Source organism: Ornithinimicrobium carbonis (genome assembly GCF_977012275.1).
The window spans coordinates 3,757,301-3,773,652 of the sequence record NZ_OZ348993.1; the positions used below are offsets into that span (position 1 = coordinate 3,757,301).

Genomic DNA, 16,352 nt, shown 5'->3' on the forward strand with positions numbered 1-16,352 from the left:
CCGATGTCCATCCCGTCCTCCCATCTTCTCCTGCGGGTCCTCGAGCGGGTCACCGACACGGTCGAGGCCACCTGGCCGTACCTGGTCATCAGCGTCCTGCTGGCCTCGGCGATCCAGGTCTACGTCGGCACCGACCGCCTCGGCGGGTGGCTGCGGAGCAGCACCCCGGTCGCGGTGCTGGGCGCCGTGGCGCTGGGTGCGCTCACCCCCTTCTGCTCGTGCGGCACCATGGCCGTGGTCCTGGGGTCGCTGGTCGCGTCGGTCCCCTGGGCACCGGTCGTGGCGTTCCTGGCGTCCTCCCCGCTGACCAGCCCCGGTGAGTACGCCTGGTCGGTCGGGCTCTTCGGGCCGGGCTTCGCCACGACGTTCCTCCTCGCCGCGGTCGGCGTGGGGCTGCTGGGCGGCGGCGCGGCCTGGGTGCTGGAGCGGCACGGCTGGCTGGCCGGCCAGGCGAGGGTCGCTCCCGCGCCGGTACGCACAGAGCTGCCGGCTCAGGAGCCCGCCCGGGTGGCGGAGCACGGGCGGGAGGCCGAGCCCGCACGGGTGGCGGAGCACGCACGGGTGGCCGAGCCCGCGCTGGCGACAGCCGGCGGAGGGTGCGGGGCAGCAGGCGCGCCGACGGGCGCGACGGCATACCTCCCCGAGGGTGGTGACCCGCAGAGCTGCGGCGTCGACGAGGTCGCTGCGGCCCCACGCTGGGACCGGCACCGGGAGTTCGCGCGCGTCGTGCTCGCCAACGGTCGGCGGCTGACGGTCTACTTCCTGGCGTTCGCGACCCTGGGTTACTTGCTGATCGAGCTGGTGCCGTCGTCGGTCTTCGAGCAGCACCTGGGCGACGGCAACGCGCTGACCGCCGTGCCGCTGGCCGCCCTCCTTGGCGTGCCGGTCTACCTCAACACCGACGGCTCCCTGCCGCTGGTCGCCTCTCTGATGGACGGTGGCATGGGGGTGGGTCCGGCGCTGGCGTTCCTCGTCACCGGCGCCGGCACGAGCGTCGGGGCGGTGACCGGGATGCTGGTCGTGGCCCGCTGGCGGGTGGTCGCGCTCGTGGTCGGCACGCTGCTGGTCTCCGCGTGCCTCACCGGGTGGCTGGCGCCGCTGTGGCTGACCTGACCGGTGCCCGACAGACCGTCAGGAGCATGATGGAACCATGATCTGGTTCTGGACCGCGCTCCTCGTGGTGGGTCTGGCCCTGCTGGCGTACACGCTGGTGAGGGTGCTGGCCGGTGGAGCCGCCGACCGCCCTGCCGGTCACGGATCGCCGGGCGGGCAGGACCGGGGGGACGTCACCCGTGCCGGGCTGCCGGCCACGTCCCGGGCGCGGGCGATCCTGGACGAGCGCTACGCCACCGGAGAGCTCACCACGGAGGAGTACGAGCACCGTCGGGCCGTGCTGGCCCGGGGGGAGGGCGGGTCGTGAGGCCGATCAGTCGCCGCACCGCGCTGACCATGGGTGGCCTGGGGGTGGTGAGTTCCGTCGTGGGCGGGACGGGACTGTGGCGCGAGCTGTCCGGACCCGGTGGTGACGGGATCCTGAAGGGTGCCGTCAGCGGTGGCGGTGGCGCCGACGAGCTGGTGGAGCCCGAGGTGCTGGCCAGCAGCGACGGTCGGCTGGAGGTGACGCTGCAGGCGCGGTTCGGCACGCACGAGGTCGCCGGCCAGTCGGCCAGGACGATGGGCTACAACGGTGGCGTGCCGGGCCCGACGCTGCGGCTGCGGCCCGGGGACCTGCTGCGGATCGAGCTGGACAACGAGCTGGACCACGTCACCAACCTGCACGTGCACGGGCTGCACGTCACTCCCGAGGGGATGGGTGACGACGTCTTCGTGGAGGTCGGTCCTGGGGAGAGTCACCAGTACGAGTACCGGCTGCCCGAGGACCACCCGCCGGGCGTGTACTGGTACCACCCCCATCACCACGGCACCGTGGCCGACCAGCTGTTCGCCGGGCTCTACGGGGCCATCGTCGTGACCGAGGAGGAGGACGACCCGCCGGCCGTCGACCGGGAGCGGATCCTGGTCATCTCCGACATCACCCTGGCCGACGACGGGTCCGTGGTGGGCCCCTCGATGCCGGAGCGGATGATGGGCCGCGAGGGTGAGCTGGTCCTGGTGGACGGCCAGCTCGAGCCCCTGCTGCGCGGACGGGCCGGCGAGCGGGAGCGCTGGAGGGTCGTCAACGTCTGCTCCTCGCGCTACCTGTCGCTGCGCCTGGTGGGCCAGGACGTCACGGTGGTGGGCCGGGACGTGGGCCGCCTGTCCGCGCCCGTCGCCCTGGAGGAGGTCGTGCTGGCCCCCGGCAACCGGATGGACCTGCTGGTCGACCTGGCGCAGGGCGGGGCCGAGCTGGTCGCCGTGCCCGTGGACCGGGGCCAGATGATGGGCGGGATGATGGGCGGCGGCGCCGGCCCCGAGGACGCCGAACGGGTCCTGGCGCGCCTGGAGGTCGGGCGGGGCGGCGGGTCGAGCGCCGGTGGGTCCGGCAGCGGCACCGCCGGTGGGGCTCCTGGTCCCGACGGACCGCTGGCAGACCTGCGCGAGGCCCGCGTCGACCGGCGCCGGGAGCTGACCATGGAGATGTCCATGGGCGGGATGATGGGTCCGGGCATGGGTGACGAGGAGCGGGGTCCGGGCATGGGTGGCGGGGGCCGGGGCCCGGGCGGCGGAGGTCGCGGTGGCGGACCCGGCGGGATGATGGACTTCACCATCGACGGGCGGTCCTTCGACGTCGACCGCGTCGACCAGGAGGTCCGGCTGGGCACCGTGGAGGAGTGGACGATCGGCAACGTCGGTCCCCTGGACCACCCGTTCCACCTGCACGTGTGGCCGATGCAGGTCATGGACGTGGACGGACGCCGCCCCCCGGACCCGCTGTGGCTGGACGTGGTGAACGTCCCCGCCGAGGGCAGCGTCACCGTGCGGATCAGGTTCGCCGACTTCGGCGGGCGGACCGTGTACCACTGCCACATCCTCGACCACGAGGACCTCGGGATGATGGGCACGATCCTCGTCGAGTGACCCTGCCGATCAACAGCTGATCCGACCACCACCGGAAGGAGACATCATGTACGGCGACGGATGGGGCATGGGTATGGGCATGGGCTGGATGTGGCTCGTGTGGCTCCTGGTCATCATCGCCGTCGTCGCCCTCGTGGCGCTGCTGGTCCGCTCCGTCGGCGACCGGGCCCGCACGCGTGGGCCGGTCGAGCAGCCACCCCCGCAGCCACCCCCGCAGCCACCGGCGCACGAGGCCGACGAGGCGAGCGCCTCCGGCGGGGGGTCCGCGGCGCGCCGGATCCTCGACGAGTGCTACGCCCGCGGCGAGATCGACGAGCAGGACTACCAGGAACGACGCCGACGCCTCGCCGAGCCCGACGACTGAGAGCGACCTAGCCTGACGGTGCACCCGCTGAGGCGCACCCCTGACCGCACCACCGGTGACCCCCCTGAGGAAGGACCCGCATGTCCACCCCGCACGAGCAGCACGACCAGTCCCACGAGTCCTCACCCCACGAGCAGTCCGACCAGTCCCACGAGCAGTCCGCGCAGGACCAGCACAAGAAGCACGAGCGCAAGATGTACCTCATCTTCGCCGCGATGATCACCACCTCGACGGTGACGATGTTCCTGCTGACCTACACCAACACGTGGACCTGGGCGCACGTGACGTTCAGCGAGATGCGGGTGTACATGGCCCTCATCATGGGCTCGGCCATGGCCATCATCATGCTGGCGTTCATGTGGGGAATGATGTACAAGAACGTCGCGGTCAACCTCGCCATCATGGCGGGTGCGCTCGTCCTGGGCCTGACCGCGCTGTGGCTGGCCCGCTCGCAGACCTTCGTCGACGACCAGGCCTACATGGACGGGATGATCCCCCACCACTCGATCGCCATCCTCACCAGCGAGCGTGCCGACATCGACGACGTGCGCGTGCGCGAGCTGGCCGACGAGATCATCGAGGCCCAGCGCAAGGAGATCGCCGAGATGAAGTGGCTCGTCGACGACATCGAGGAGAACGGCGTCGTGACCTCCTCGGAGGAGGCCGAGCAGCGCCCGGTGCCCGAGCTCACCCCCTGACGCTCACCGAGGAAGGTGTCGTCCAGTTTGCCCGGATGCCACGGAGCGTGACCTGCGGAAACGTCGTGAGGGCCTGTGCAAACCGGACGAGACCTCAGCGCAGACCGCAGGAGCCCTGAGCACGCACCGCCGCAACGAGACACCAGCACACCGCATCAGACCTCAGCACGCACCGCCGCAACAAGACACCAGCACACCGGACGGACCTCGCCCAGACCCGACGAAGCCTCAACCGGCGCCCAGCAGCCGCCGCCAGCTGCGGACCGCCGAGCCCTCGGCCAGGTGCCCCACGAGGTCGTCGGCCGCGGCGGTGAGCGCGTCGTCGTCCATCGGGCCGAGCGCGTCGAGGATGAAGAGCGCCGTGGTCGTGCCGTCGTGCAGCTGGGTGCGGCGGGCCTGACGCCAGTTCCACCGTCGGCAGGTCACGCCGGCGTCGTCGGTCCACACGACCTCGCCGGGCTCGGGATGCTCCACCACCGCCTCCCCCTCCGCCGTCGCGTCGAACGGCTCGGTCCCCGTCGCCCGCAGCAGCCGGGGCGGACCGGCGTACCGGTCCAGGTCCTCCCCGCCCAGCGGCAGCTGGTGCAGCACCGACACCGCGTTGTAGACGTCCGTCAGCCGGTTGACCCGCGGCAGACCCTGGGGCGCGCGACGGGTCAGCGCCTCCAGGCTGTTGCGGGTGCGCTGGGGCTTGGCCCCGAAGGCGCGGTAGGCCTCGCGCCACGCCGCCACGTGCGGCAGCGCGTCGACCGGGGTGTGCTCGAGCAGCCCCCGGGCGTGCTCCTCGGCGGCGACGAGCAGTGCCTCGCTGCCGCTGTCCCCGGCCGCGGGGACGATCCCGTCGACGACGACGAGCAGGGCGCGGTAGTCCGGCAACAGCGCGAGCACCTCATCGGTGACGGATGCGCGGGCGAGCAGGTCCTCGGCGGTGGGGGTCAACGGGTGCCTCCTGGGGTGGTGGGGCCGACCCCCGGTTCGAGGACGGCCAGGGAGAAGCGGGCGGGTATGTCGTGCACGTTGCGGTAGGCGTGCGGGAGGTCGCCGCGAAAGGTCGCGGCGTCACCGGTCGCGAGTTCGTGGGTGGTGCCGTCGACCTCGAGCAGGACCTGGCCGTCGAGCACGTGCAGCAGCTCGGTGGTCCCGGCGGCGTGGGCCTCGGTCGCGTGGACGTCGCCCGGCGCGAGGGTCCAGTCCCATAGCTCCAGCACGTCTGGCGGCCGGGTTCCGGCGACCAGGACGCCGCGGCCCCCGTGCTCCCCGGTCCACAGGGTCGCCCCCTCGCCGGCACGGGTGAGTGCGACGTCCGCGCGGCCGTGCGGCGGCTCGACGAGGGTCGGCAGGCCGAGTCCGAGGGCGTCGGCCAGCCGGAGCAGCGTGCCGACGCTGGGGTTGGCCGCGCCCTGCTCGACGTTGACGACCATCCGCCGGCTCAGCCCGGACGCGTCGGCGAGCCGGTCCAGCGTCCAGCGCCGGTCCTGCCGCTCGCGGCGCACCCGGGCGCCGACGGCGACGGCGAGCTCGGCGGCCTGTTCGTCCATGAAGTGCAGCATAGTGCACTAGTTCGTGCACTCACGCGGAGCCAGGGGCGCTACGCGACACCTTGCTCGCCCCTGCCGGCGCCGCGGCCGCGGGTGCCCGGGCTGGTGCGCTGAGCCATACTGACGCCTGACCGTTCGGGAGGCTCGAAGGGATGGGACACGCATGAAGGTTCTGGTGACCGGCGCGACCGGCTACGTCGGCGGGCGGCTCGTGCCGCGGCTGCTCGACGAGGGGCACGAGGTGCGCACCACGACGCACGACCCGTCCAAGGAGGGGCCGTGGTTCTCCGACCGGGTCGAGACCGTGGAGATGGACATCAAGGACGCCGACCAGGTCGACGCGGCGATCGAGGGGGTCGATGCGGTCTACTACCTCATCCACGGGATGGGCGGGGGCGACGACTTCGCGCAGAAGGACCGCGAGGCCGCCCAGCACGTGGCCCGGGCTCTGACGAAGCACGGCACCGAACGCGTGGTCTACCTGTCCGGGATCGTGCCGCCGGTCGACGAGGACGAGCTCAGCGAGCACATCAGCTCCCGGCTGCAGGTGGAGGAGATCCTCAGCTCCACCCCCGCGACCGCGATCACCCTGCGGGCGGCCGTCCTCATGGGCAGCGGGTCCACCTCCTTCGAGATCATCCGTCAGGTCAGCGAGCGCATGCCGCTGCAGACCGTGCCGACGTGGATGAACTCCGACGTCCAGCCGATCGCCGTCGTCGACGCCATCGAGGCGCTCGTGGGGGCGCTGTCGGCCGAGGTGGGCACCCGCAGCTACGACATCGGCGGGCCCGACCGCGTGCCGTACGCCGAGCTGCTGGACCGGTACGCCACCGTCGCGGGCCTGGAGCGCCCCCAGGTGGAGGTGCCCTTCCTGCCCACCGACCTCGTGGGGACCCTGGCCGGCAGCCTCACCGACGTGCCCACGCCCACCGTGGAGGCCCTGGTCGAGAGCCTGCACCACGACATGGTCTGCGCCGAGGAGGACTTCCGCCGCGACCTGCTGCCGGAGGGGTATGCGTTGATGGGGTTGGACGAGTCCGTGCGCCGCTCGCTGGGCGACCCGCGCGAGGAGTCCGCCGCCGATCCGGCCACGGCCGACCCGATGGGGCCGATGCCGCAGGATCCCTCGTGGGCGGCCGGGGGCAAGGACCAGCCGCTGCTGGCCCGGGCGATGGACACCGTCCAGGGGGTCGTGGACCGGGTGAGGCCCGAGTAGAGGTCAGCAAGCCCGGGCCAGGCGCTCGGGGCAGGGGCCTCCCGGTCAGGAAGCGCCCGGATCAGGGACTACCGATCAGGGCCTCCCGACCAGCGACTACCGACCAGGGCCTCCCGGCCAGGGCCTGGCGGTCAGGAGGCGGCGGCCACGCGGGTCGGTTGCAGCTCCTGCAGCGCCGCGAGGCCGGTGCGGGCACCGGTCCGGTCGACGAGCGCGATCGGGCCGGGCCGCCCTTCCTCGACCCAGCGCTGCTGCCACCGCTCCAGGAGGTGGTAGGCCCCGTCCGACAGCGGCTCCCGGGCCGGCGAGACGACGTACCCCCACTCGCGGCGGGGGTCGCCGGTGCAGGGCGCGAGGTCGTCCACGAGGACCCTCGGCAGCAGCCGGCGCAGGACCTCGGGATCGCCGATGTCGCGGCCCTCGAGCCAGTAGGACCGCAGCAGCAGGGCCAGCACCTGCGGGCCGCGGCCCAGCTCGACCCCCTCGGCGTAGGCGGCGGCGACCGGCCGCGGGTGCGGCAGGACGGCGGGGACGTCGTCGGGGATCTCCTCACCGTCGAGGGCGACCTCCCGGACCTCCGCCAGCTCCCGGCGCAGCTCCTCGCGCACCGGACCGGGCGTGCGCAACCCGGCCAGCGGCACGGAGGTCGAGGGACGCACCGCCCACCACAGGGGCCCGCCGTCGGGATGGTCGGAGTCGTGGGAGCCGTCCGCGCCCGGCGACGTCTGCGCCACCTGCGCCGCCCGGGCGCCCAGCCTCAGGTGGGCCAGGTAGGCCCACGGCGAGGTCAGGTCGGCGAGCAGGAGCGCCGGACCGCCGGCCGTTCCCACCGGGATCTCGTGGCGGGGCGCCCTGTCGGCGGAGGTCCGCAGGTGGCCCACCGGGCGGACGGGGCGCCCCGCTGACCGGCCGAAGGCGGGGAAGGAGGGCCGGGGGCTCCGGGGCATCGTGTTGTGCCGACGGTGGAAGACGTGGGTGGGGGCGACCCGCTGCTGGTTCTTCATGATGTATTTCTACTAGAGTTATCGTGTAAAAGGAAGCGGGTGCCCCCGCCCGAGCGAAGGAGTCCGTCATGACCTACGTCATCGCCCAGCCGTGCATCGACGTCGTCGACCGCGCCTGTGTCGAGGAGTGCCCCGTCGACTGCATCTACGAGGGTGAGCGGGCGCTCTACATCCATCCCGACGAGTGCGTGGACTGCGGTGCCTGCGAGCCGGTGTGCCCGGTCGAGGCCATCTACTACGAGGACGACCTACCGGCGGAGTTCACGCCATACTTGAAGGACAACGCCGACTTCTTCTTCGAGCAGCTGCCGGGCCGGGAGGAGCCGATCGGCTCCCCCGGTGGCGCCGCGGCCGTCGGGGCGCTCGGCCTGGACACGCCGCTGGTGGCCGCCAGCCCGCCGCAGGCCTGAGCGACCCCGAAGGTCAGGCGCGGGTGTCGGCGCCTGCCGGCGAGAGGTGGGCCAGGCACAGGGACGGGGTGACGAAGGGCTCGAGCCGTTCGACCGTCCCGGCCTCCCCGAGCACTCCCTCGATGAGCCCCAGGTGCACCGAGCAGGGCAGCGTGCGGTCCTGCCGCGACAGCGCGAGGAAGGGGCAGTGGTGCACCCGCAGGACGGCGCCTCCTGGGCCGTCGTCCACCTCCGGGGCGAACCCCTCGTCCTGCTGCACCACGACGAGCCGGTCCAGGGCCGCCTCCCACGACCATCCGTCCGTCTCCGTCGGGACGGCCCTCCCGAGGCGCCCCCGGCCCCAGGCTCGCCCGGACTCCCGGGCGGCCGCGGCCGGGTCCGCGGTCGACCCCGCCAGCGCGTCGCCCAGGACCGTGGCGATGAGGGCGTAGTTGTCCCGCGCCTCGTCCGGCTCCCGACGGGCGACGTAGGTCAGCGGCGGCCGCCCGGGACCGGTCGCCGCGCTGCTCGTCCGGTCCACCAGACCGTCGGCGACGAGCCGGTCGAGGTGGAAGCGGACGGTGTTCTCGTGCAGGCCGGTCGCGGCCGCCAGGTCCCGAATGCCACGACCATGCCGGGAGGCACGCAGCGCCTGGAGGATGTCCGAGCGCCGGGCCCCGGCGCGGCCCCTGGCCCGGTCGATCGGCTCATCGGTCGGCATTTCCCCAGCATACGCAGGGGAAAAACGCGCCCTCACCGCCCTCGGCGGTCCTGCTCCTGCTTCTGAGGTCGAGGCCGAGGAACCTGGCCAGCGAGCCCAGGTCGGCCCGGACGGCCTCGCGCGCGGACAGCTCGATCATCGTCGGCCGGGCCGAGCCCCCGGCAGAGCGGTCAGAGGGTCCGCCCCCACCCCGGGCCGGCCGGAGACAGCAGGAAGCCCCGCGCAGATCGCGCGGGGCTTCCTGGTGCATGCGGTCGTGGTCAGCTCAGAGGGACCGGACCTGCTCCGCCTGCGGGCCCTTGGGGCCCTGCGTGACGTCGAACTCGACCTTCTGACCCTCCTGGAGCTCACGGTAACCCGAGCTCTCGATGGCCGAGTAGTGCACGAACACGTCCGCGCCTCCGCCGTCCTGCTCGATGAAGCCGAAGCCCTTCTCGGAGTTGAACCACTTCACGGTGCCTGTAGCCACTGGTGCTGCCTCAATCTTGATCGCTTGTCGGGGCCCACGTGTGCGCGCCTCCGGACCCCCGCAAACGTCCACGAAGAGGAGCTCCGACCCACCTGGGGCACGAAGACCTCGCAGGACGTTGGTACGACGGGTCGATATGACGCTAGCACGGCGAGGGCCAGAACGCCGAGGCGCACCTTCTGGACACGCCGAGGTGCGCCCGGTGGAAAACCTCTCAGGACGCCCCCGGCCGGACCCGCACCCCTCCCGGACCGACCCCCGCACGCGCCTTCCCGCGGTGGCACAGTGGGCCCATGAGCATCGTCGTCGATCTGGACCAGCTGGCCACCGCCCTGGCGGACCACCCGTACGGCTACCTGCTGACGACCTCCGGCGGCGCCGTCAAGGCCGTCACGGTCACCGCGCACGTCGTGGGCGGGCACGTCCTGGTTCCGGTGCCCAGCAACGGCAGCGCCCGCAACCTCGCGGACAACCCGGCGGCGACGCTGCTGTTCCCGCCGGCCGAGCCGCGAGGATATTCGCTCATCGTCGACGGCACCGCGGTCAGCACGGACGACGGCTTCCGGCTCGAGCCGTCCCGGGCCGTCCTGCACCGCCCGGCCGACCACGCCGGGGCCGGAGGAGCACCGCATACGCACGACGGAGGCTGCGGGCACGACTGCCGTCCCGTCTGAGCCCCGAAGGCACCCGGCTCCCAGATCCGCGCCGCCGCCTGGCCCACCGCCCTCGCTTGCGGGCCGGGGCGACTCCGCTGGCGGGCGCGGCGCGACTGGTGTTCCCTTGACGGACACCGCCCACCAGCCGAAGGAGAAGCACATGGGACTCATCTCAGGACTGCTCAGCCGTGCGACCGGGGGGTCCCGCCGCGGCACCCGCGCCGCAGGAGTCGGCCGTGGCACCGCGCCCGGCGGAACGGCCGGCCGGTCCGGGGTCGGCGGACTCCTGGGCCGCCTCGTCGGGGGTCGGCGCCGACTCTGACCCACCCGCGCAGCGCCCCTCCGGACTCCGGAGGGGCGTTGCGCTGGCCATGAGGCTGACGATCGCGCGACCAGCCCGATCTCTGTCAGGCTGAGGGTGCGTCCCGGCACCGGGGCGCACCCCCCCAGCACCAGGAGGTCATCGTGACGTACAACGTCGGCTACTTCATCGGCAGCCTGTCCTCGGAGTCCATCAACCGGACCCTCTGCGAGGCGCTCATCAAGGTCGCGCCCAAGGACCTGCACTTCACCGAGATCCGCATCGACGACCTGCCCCTGTACAACCGCGACCTCGACTCCGACTACCCGGACGAGGCCGTGGCGATGAAGGAGGCCATCGCGGCCTCGGACGCGGTCCTGTTCGTCACGCCGGAGTACAACCGCTCCATCCCCGGTGCGCTGATGAACGCCATCGACTGGGCCTCACGCCCCTACGGTGAGAACTCCTTCGACCACGTCCCGGCGGCCGTGATCGGCGCCTCCCCCGGCGGCATCGGCACCGCGGTGGCGCAGCAGGGGCTGCGCGGGGTCCTCAGCTTCTGCAACGCACGGCAGATGACGGCCCCCGAGGCCTACATCCAGTTCAACCCCGAGGCCTACGGCGAGGACGGGGAGGTCAAGGACCCGGAGCTGGAGAAGATCCTCACCGACTTCATGCAGGAGTTCCGCGACCACGTCCAGCGGGTGCTGACGGTGCTGCCTCGACGCTGATCGAGGCCCGCACCCGCCCGCACCATCAGGGCCAGGTCACCCCTCCACCCGCTCCAGCGGGCGCGTCGTCCACGTGAGCCGCTCCCACCAGGGGCCGACGAAACCGTCGGCCTGCAGGTGGAGCCGGTCCTCCTCGAGCCGGAACGGAGCCTCGAGGAGGGTGTATGCCGCGCAGCGGGCGCCGCGCTCGGCACCCAGCCGCAGGACGGCGTCGTCGACCTCCACGCTGCCGACGCAGTCCGGCTCCACCTGTCCGTCCCGTCGGAGCTCGTAGCGCGGCCCCTCCAGGGTCAGGGTGTAGTCCCCGGCCAGCTGCTCCGCCCGCGCCAGCACCTCCTCCGCCGCCACCTCGTCCTGGTCTACGGCGAGCGTCGACCCCACGCCGTCCACGAACGCGCCCTGCAGCTCCTCCGTCGTCCAGGACAGGGCGTAGGTCCCCGTCAGCCCGGCCGGGTCCGTGCCCCCCGGTCGCAGGCCGCGCATCTCGGCCAGCACCGGGCAGTCCCGGTCGAAGCCGTAGGTCTCGCACTCCGTCTGGGTGTAGCCACGGGTCAGGGAGGAGCGCACGAGCTGGAGCAGCTCCTCGGGGTCGACGGTGACCACGACGGCGTCGCCGGTGGCGAAGGCCACGGCGACGTCGTGCTCCCCCACCCAGGCCGTCGCCTGCGGCTGTGACTCCTCGAACGCCACCTCGTGCACCAGGACACCGGTCCCGAGGTCCCACACCCGCACCGTGCCGTCCCAGCTGGCCGTCGCCAGCCGGGTCCCGCCGGGGTCGATCGAGCCGGCCCGCACCGACCCGTCGTGCACGTCACGGACGGTGCGGGTGACCTCGAGCGTCACGGGATCCATCCACTCCAGGGTTGCGCCGAGATCCTGCGCCCGGTAGCGGCCCATGGCGATGAGGTCTCCTTGGGCGGCGAAGCCGAGGACCCCGGCACGGTCCGTCGTCAGGCGACCGGAGGCCTGCACCGCCCAGGTCGTGGTGTCGAGGCGCAGAACCTGGCCGTCCTCGAGGGAGACCAGCAGTCCTGTCCCGTCGGGGGTGAAGATGAGGTCGCGGGCCACGTCGTCGAAGTCGTGCTCCTCCAGCACCGGCCCGGCGTGGACCAGATCGCCGGTGGTGGCGTCCCACACCGCCACCCCCGAGGCGGGAGCGAACGCCTCCGACTGGACGGTCGCCGCCAGGAGCTTTCCGTCGGGAGACCACGCGACCTCCCAGGCCCACAGGTCGAACGGCGTCTCGGGGAACTCTGCGCAGGCGGAGTAGTCCGTGTTGACAAGGTAGCTGCACGTCCCCTCGAGCACGACCAGGACGTCCCCCGCCCGGCTGTCCCGCAGGACCGCCCTGTCGACGGTCGCGGGGGGCTCACCGGGTCGCGCCACGCCCGTCCCGTCCTGACGGAACCAACGGGTCCCGTCGGGAGAGATCGAGGTGACCTGTCCCTGATGACCGGACAGGGAGAAGATCTGCTCCCCCGTGCTCGGGCGGTAGGCCAGGGTCGTGGAGTTCTTGGCATCGTCACAGGCCAACCCCAGAGTCACCAGGTCCTTCTCGACCGAGGCGTTGAGGGAGTCGGAGAAGACGAAGGCGGGACAGGTGGGCATCTCGGCGAGCTCGCCCCGCAGGGTGGTGTCCACCACCTGCACCCCTCCGTCGTCGCGCACGACCGCGAGCAGCCCGTTCCCCGATGCCGTCGCCGACTTGTTCCCCGCACCCGGGTACACCTCGACCTCCCTGCCGGTGCGTGCCTCCCACTGGTGCAGCGACCCGTCGTTCCCGCTGCTCACGATCGTCTCCGTGCCGGGCACCAACGAGGCGTGGTTGACGACGGCGTCATGCCCGTTGTAGGTCGCGACGAGCTCGCCGCTCCCGACGTCCCAGACCTCCATCGGTTCGATCGACACCACGACGAACGACGCGTCCTCGGCGAAGGCCCACAGCTCGGGGGTGCGCGTCTCCGCGCGCATGAGCTCCTCGCCCGTCTCCACGTCCATGACCACGACCGCGGACGGCTCCGGCTCGGCATAGGCGACCGTGCGACCGTCGGCGCTCAGCGTCGCGACCACGCCCCAGACGGCCGGGCCCGCTGGCAGGGTGGTCCGCTTCCCGGTCTCCCGGTCGACGAGAATGACGTCCGCACCCCCGGTCTCGTCCTCGTAGAACTCGGCACACCCGTTGTCGGCGCCGTCCGTGCGCGCCCGGGCCAGCAGGGTGGCCTCGGTCACCTGCATGACGACTCCACCGCAGGGTCCGAGATCGACCCGCTCGACGACCTCACCGGTCGCGGCGTCCCAGAGGTAGCCCCCGAGGAGGTCCTCCGGCGCCCCCTGGCCCTCCTCCCTGACCCACCCTGGACGACCCCCCTGGTGCGGCTCCCAGACGATCCCTCCGGCGAGCAGCTGCCCGTCGGGCGAGAAGTTGGGCACCATGACGTATGCCGCGTCGTGACCGGGGTCGCTCGGGAGCTCGTACGACCAGACGTCGTCCCCGGTGAGAGGGTCGACCACCTGCAGGCTCCGGGCTCCCTGGTCGAACCACACCCCGGACATCGCCAGCAGGGTCCCGTCGGGGTGCAGGGACAGTCCGCCGTCCACCTCGACGGGGTGCGTGTGCCGGGCGACGGTGTCGTCGGCCGCCCAGACCTGGTGCAGCACCCTGCTGGTCTCCACGGTCATCGGTGCGGTCATGGCGGCGGAGACCGCCAGGAGCTTGGCCAGTCCGGGAGACTGGCCGATCGCACCGACCGCCGACGCGGACAGCTCGTGGGCACGGGCCTGCCCCGCCTGGGCCCGGGCCTCGGCGGCCTGGGCGTCCGCCCGGTCCGCCTGTCGGAAGGCCACCGCCCCCACGAGGACGGCCACGAGCGCCAGCGAGGCCACCCCCGCCACGAGCGCCCGCAACCGCCGGTTGACCCGAACCTGGCGGGCCGCCTCCTGCTGCTCCCTGTCCTGCTCCGAGCGGTATGCCGTCTCGCTGGCCTCCAGGAAGTCCCGCTCGGCGTCGTTCAGGTCGTCCCCGGAGCGCTCGCGCCACTCCCGCGCCCGGGCCAGCCGCACGCCGCGGTACAGCTCGGAGGGTGGTCGGCCCATGGCGTCCCACGCCTCCGCCGACGTCGTGAGGTGACGCCAGATCCGTTGACCCTCCACGTCGTCGACGAGCCACTCGCGCAGCCGCGGCCAGGCCCGGGCCAGGGACTCGTGGGCGATCTCGACCACGCCGTCGTCACTGGTGACCAGGCGGGCACGGACGAGCGTCTCGATCATCCGCTCGTGCGCCTCGTCGGTCGCCACCGACCTGCGCGGCACCCTGGACCGGACCGGTTCGCCCTCGGGGGTGGGCGTGACCAGCCGGAGCAGCAGGTCCCGCAGCACGCGGTGCTCCCCTGCGGGCACCTGCGCGTAGACCGCGTCGGCGGTCTGGGCCACCGCCCCCCGGATGCCCCCGGTCGCCTGATAGCCCTCCACCGTCAGCGTCGACCCCTCCCGCCGGGCCCACGTCTGCTCCAGCGCGTGCGAGAGGAGCGGCAGCGACCCCGCCTCACCCTCCACCTCGCGCACGAGCAGGTCCACGAGCCCGGGCTCGAACAGCAGGCCCGCCTGGCGGGCGGGCGACTCGATCGCCTCGCGGAGCCCGGTCGAGTCCATGCCCGCCAGCAGGTAGAAGCCACGCTCGAGGAGCCGGACGAACTCCGGGTAGGGGGTGAACTCTCCCAGCTTGTCGGCTCGGAGGGCCAGTACCACCGGCGAGCGGTCGGCACGCTCGGCGACAGCCTGCAGGAACTCCGCCCGCTCGACCTCGTCGTCGCACAGCGTGACGACCTCCTCGCACTGGTCCACGACCAGGACCGGCTCCCCCGTGCTGCCCGCCGCGGCAGCGAGAGCATCGAGCGGATGCGTTCCGGGGGTGATGATGACGACGTCCCGTCCCAACCGGCACAGCGCGGCGGCGACTCCAGCCCGCACCAGGGACGACTTGCCCGACCCGCTCGGCCCGACGACGGCCAGGACGCCTGAGGCCTCCACCCGGTCCAGCCCCTCCTGGATCTGACGACCGCGACCGAAGAAGTGCTCGGCGTCCTCCACGTCGTAGGGCACCAGACCCTGGTAGGGACAGACCGAGGTCCCGACGGGGGTCGTCGAGGCGCGGAGGGACTCGTCCTGGCGGAGGATCGCCTGCTCCATCGACACCAGCTCCGGCCCGGGGTCTACCCCCAGCTCCTCCGAGAGGACCCGCCGGGCCCGGCGCAGCGCCTCGAGAGCGTCACCCTGACGACCGGCCTGGTACAGGGCCAGCGCCCACGACGCCCACCGGTGCTCCCGCAACGGGGCCTCCGAGACCCGTGACCTCACCTCGGCGAGGACCTCCTCGACCCGCCCGGACTGCAGGGCCGCGTCCAGGCGCAGCTCCTCGGCGGACAACCGGATCTCCCGGAGCCGATCCGCCTCGATCCGGGCCGGTTCCCAGGCCTCCAGCTCGGGCCACGGGTCCCCCGCCCACAGCTGCAGCGCCTCGTCGACGGTGTATGCCGCCCGGTCGGGCTCGCCGAGCGCCAGGAACTCCCGTGCCCGTCCCACGAGTCGCTCGAAGCGGACCGCGTCGACCTCCTCGGCCGGCGACCGCAGACGGTAGCCGCGCCCCTGGGTCTCGATCGCCTCCGGTCCCAGCGCACGGCGCAGGCGGACGATGCACCCCTGCACGACCTTGGCCCAGGACGACGGCGGCCTCTCGGACCAGAGGGCGTCGGCCAGGGCGTCTGCGCTGACCACCTCGCCCCGCCGGACCACGAGCGCCCCCAGGACCACCCGGTCGCGAGGACCCAACGATCGGGACCCGTCCCCGAGACCCACTCCCCCGAGCACCCGAATGTCCATGAGTGATCGTCCTCCCGCCGTTGACGCAGCGTCAACGGGGTTGTTACCGGGCTGATACCGGGGCGGAGCCGGCCCGATACCACCGGTCTCCACGGTGGGTCCATCGGGACCGCACAGGCCCCGCCCCGACGGAAGGACCGGACCGATGAACACCGACAGAAGCCCCGTACCCCTCCTCGCAACAGCCCTGCTGGCGGGCACCTTGGCGCTCGGAGCATGCGGGGAGACCCCGGTGGAGACTCCGGCCCAGCAGCCGGCCACCGTCGAGCGGCCGCCAGCCACCGAGCGCGTCGCCACTCCGAGCCCCGGCCTCGTTCAGGAGGTTCCTCCAGCCGACCTCAGCAGGTCCTGGCCCGCTGACGGTCACCAGGA

The 16,352-nt window shown here is 72.8% G+C and carries 15 protein-coding genes; 9 read left to right on the forward strand and 6 right to left on the reverse strand.

Annotated elements, in window-relative coordinates:
- The first annotated feature begins 3 nt into the window (after positions 1-3).
- The 5 genes from ACWHYA_RS17225 (at position 4) to ACWHYA_RS17245 (ending at position 4,080) form a co-directional block, all read left to right on the forward strand.
- Entirely contained in the window at positions 4-1,113 is a 1,110-nt protein-coding gene (locus ACWHYA_RS17225; RefSeq protein WP_425940199.1) for a permease, read from the forward strand.
- Positions 1,114-1,150: 37 nt separating this feature from the next.
- Positions 1,151-1,420, forward strand: a complete 270-nt coding sequence (locus tag ACWHYA_RS17230; protein ID WP_425940198.1) for an SHOCT domain-containing protein — start codon at positions 1,151-1,153, stop codon at positions 1,418-1,420.
- Positions 1,417-3,018 carry a multicopper oxidase family protein gene (locus ACWHYA_RS17235; RefSeq protein WP_425940196.1) on the forward strand — a complete coding sequence of 534 codons (1,602 nt, stop codon included), beginning with the start codon at positions 1,417-1,419 and terminating at the stop codon, positions 3,016-3,018. Before ACWHYA_RS17230 ends, ACWHYA_RS17235 begins: the two co-directional genes overlap by 4 nt.
- A gap of 46 nt (positions 3,019-3,064) precedes the next feature.
- On the forward strand, positions 3,065-3,382 hold the full coding sequence (locus tag ACWHYA_RS17240) for an SHOCT domain-containing protein (protein ID WP_425940194.1): 318 nt from the start codon (positions 3,065-3,067) through the stop codon (positions 3,380-3,382).
- An 80-nt stretch (positions 3,383-3,462) separates the two neighbouring features.
- Positions 3,463-4,080 carry a DUF305 domain-containing protein gene (locus tag ACWHYA_RS17245; protein WP_425940192.1) on the forward strand — a complete coding sequence of 206 codons (618 nt, stop codon included), beginning with the start codon at positions 3,463-3,465 and terminating at the stop codon, positions 4,078-4,080.
- A gap of 228 nt (positions 4,081-4,308) precedes the next feature.
- On the opposite strand, the gene ACWHYA_RS17250 is transcribed toward ACWHYA_RS17245, so the two are convergent.
- Positions 4,309-5,019 (reverse strand): B3/B4 domain-containing protein, encoded by a 711-nt coding sequence (locus ACWHYA_RS17250; RefSeq protein WP_425940190.1) that lies wholly within the window; start codon positions 5,017-5,019, stop codon positions 4,309-4,311.
- Complete coding sequence (locus ACWHYA_RS17255; RefSeq protein WP_425940188.1) at positions 5,016-5,618, reverse strand: helix-turn-helix domain-containing protein; 603 nt, start codon at positions 5,616-5,618, stop codon at positions 5,016-5,018. Before ACWHYA_RS17255 ends, ACWHYA_RS17250 begins: the two co-directional genes overlap by 4 nt.
- 175 nt (positions 5,619-5,793) lie before the next feature.
- Here ACWHYA_RS17255 and ACWHYA_RS17260 point away from each other — a divergent pair, with 175 nt between their 5' ends.
- A complete protein-coding gene (locus ACWHYA_RS17260) occupies positions 5,794-6,834 on the forward strand; it encodes an NAD(P)H-binding protein (RefSeq protein WP_448095633.1) in 1,041 nt (346 codons plus the stop codon).
- 131 nt (positions 6,835-6,965) lie between these two features.
- Here the strand turns inward: ACWHYA_RS17260 and ACWHYA_RS17265 are convergent, their stop codons facing one another.
- Entirely contained in the window at positions 6,966-7,838 is an 873-nt protein-coding gene (locus ACWHYA_RS17265; protein WP_425940184.1) for a hypothetical protein, read from the reverse strand.
- A gap of 68 nt (positions 7,839-7,906) precedes the next feature.
- On the opposite strand from ACWHYA_RS17265, the gene fdxA reads away from it, so the two are divergent.
- On the forward strand, positions 7,907-8,248 hold the full coding sequence (gene fdxA / locus ACWHYA_RS17270) for a ferredoxin (protein WP_425940182.1): 342 nt from the start codon (positions 7,907-7,909) through the stop codon (positions 8,246-8,248).
- Between the two features lie 13 nt (positions 8,249-8,261).
- Here fdxA and ACWHYA_RS17275 read toward each other — a convergent pair whose 3' ends face one another.
- Positions 8,262-8,948 carry a helix-turn-helix transcriptional regulator gene (locus ACWHYA_RS17275; RefSeq protein WP_425940180.1) on the reverse strand — a complete coding sequence of 229 codons (687 nt, stop codon included), beginning with the start codon at positions 8,946-8,948 and terminating at the stop codon, positions 8,262-8,264.
- 265 nt (positions 8,949-9,213) lie between these two features.
- Positions 9,214-9,417 carry a cold-shock protein gene (locus ACWHYA_RS17280; RefSeq protein WP_425940178.1) on the reverse strand — a complete coding sequence of 68 codons (204 nt, stop codon included), beginning with the start codon at positions 9,415-9,417 and terminating at the stop codon, positions 9,214-9,216.
- 293 nt (positions 9,418-9,710) lie between these two features.
- Here ACWHYA_RS17280 and ACWHYA_RS17285 point away from each other — a divergent pair, with 293 nt between their 5' ends.
- Positions 9,711-10,091, forward strand: coding sequence for a pyridoxamine 5'-phosphate oxidase family protein (locus ACWHYA_RS17285; protein ID WP_425940176.1), 381 nt, complete (start codon positions 9,711-9,713; stop codon positions 10,089-10,091).
- Between the two features lie 444 nt (positions 10,092-10,535).
- Positions 10,536-11,105 carry an NADPH-dependent FMN reductase gene (locus ACWHYA_RS17290; RefSeq protein ID WP_425941008.1) on the forward strand — a complete coding sequence of 190 codons (570 nt, stop codon included), beginning with the start codon at positions 10,536-10,538 and terminating at the stop codon, positions 11,103-11,105.
- A gap of 36 nt (positions 11,106-11,141) precedes the next feature.
- Here the strand turns inward: ACWHYA_RS17290 and ACWHYA_RS17295 are convergent, their stop codons facing one another.
- Positions 11,142-15,980: an nSTAND1 domain-containing NTPase gene (locus tag ACWHYA_RS17295; RefSeq protein WP_425940174.1), complete on the reverse strand. Its 4,839-nt coding sequence runs from the start codon at positions 15,978-15,980 to the stop codon at positions 11,142-11,144.
- Between the last annotated feature and the right edge of the window lie 372 nt (positions 15,981-16,352).

Coding starts and splice junctions, on each gene's coding strand:
- fdxA (WP_425940182.1), top strand. CDS start 7,907: ATGACCTACGTCATCGCCCAGCCGTGCATCGACGTCGTCGACCGCGCC.
- ACWHYA_RS17295 (WP_425940174.1), bottom strand. CDS start 15,980: ATGGACATTCGGGTGCTCGGGGGAGTGGGTCTCGGGGACGGGTCCCGA.
- ACWHYA_RS17230 (WP_425940198.1), top strand. CDS start 1,151: ATGATCTGGTTCTGGACCGCGCTCCTCGTGGTGGGTCTGGCCCTGCTG.
- ACWHYA_RS17285 (WP_425940176.1), top strand. CDS start 9,711: ATGAGCATCGTCGTCGATCTGGACCAGCTGGCCACCGCCCTGGCGGAC.
- ACWHYA_RS17275 (WP_425940180.1), bottom strand. CDS start 8,948: ATGCCGACCGATGAGCCGATCGACCGGGCCAGGGGCCGCGCCGGGGCC.
- ACWHYA_RS17225 (WP_425940199.1), top strand. CDS start 4: ATGTCCATCCCGTCCTCCCATCTTCTCCTGCGGGTCCTCGAGCGGGTC.
- ACWHYA_RS17240 (WP_425940194.1), top strand. CDS start 3,065: ATGTACGGCGACGGATGGGGCATGGGTATGGGCATGGGCTGGATGTGG.
- ACWHYA_RS17265 (WP_425940184.1), bottom strand. CDS start 7,838: ATGAAGAACCAGCAGCGGGTCGCCCCCACCCACGTCTTCCACCGTCGG.
- ACWHYA_RS17255 (WP_425940188.1), bottom strand. CDS start 5,618: ATGGACGAACAGGCCGCCGAGCTCGCCGTCGCCGTCGGCGCCCGGGTG.
- ACWHYA_RS17245 (WP_425940192.1), top strand. CDS start 3,463: ATGTCCACCCCGCACGAGCAGCACGACCAGTCCCACGAGTCCTCACCC.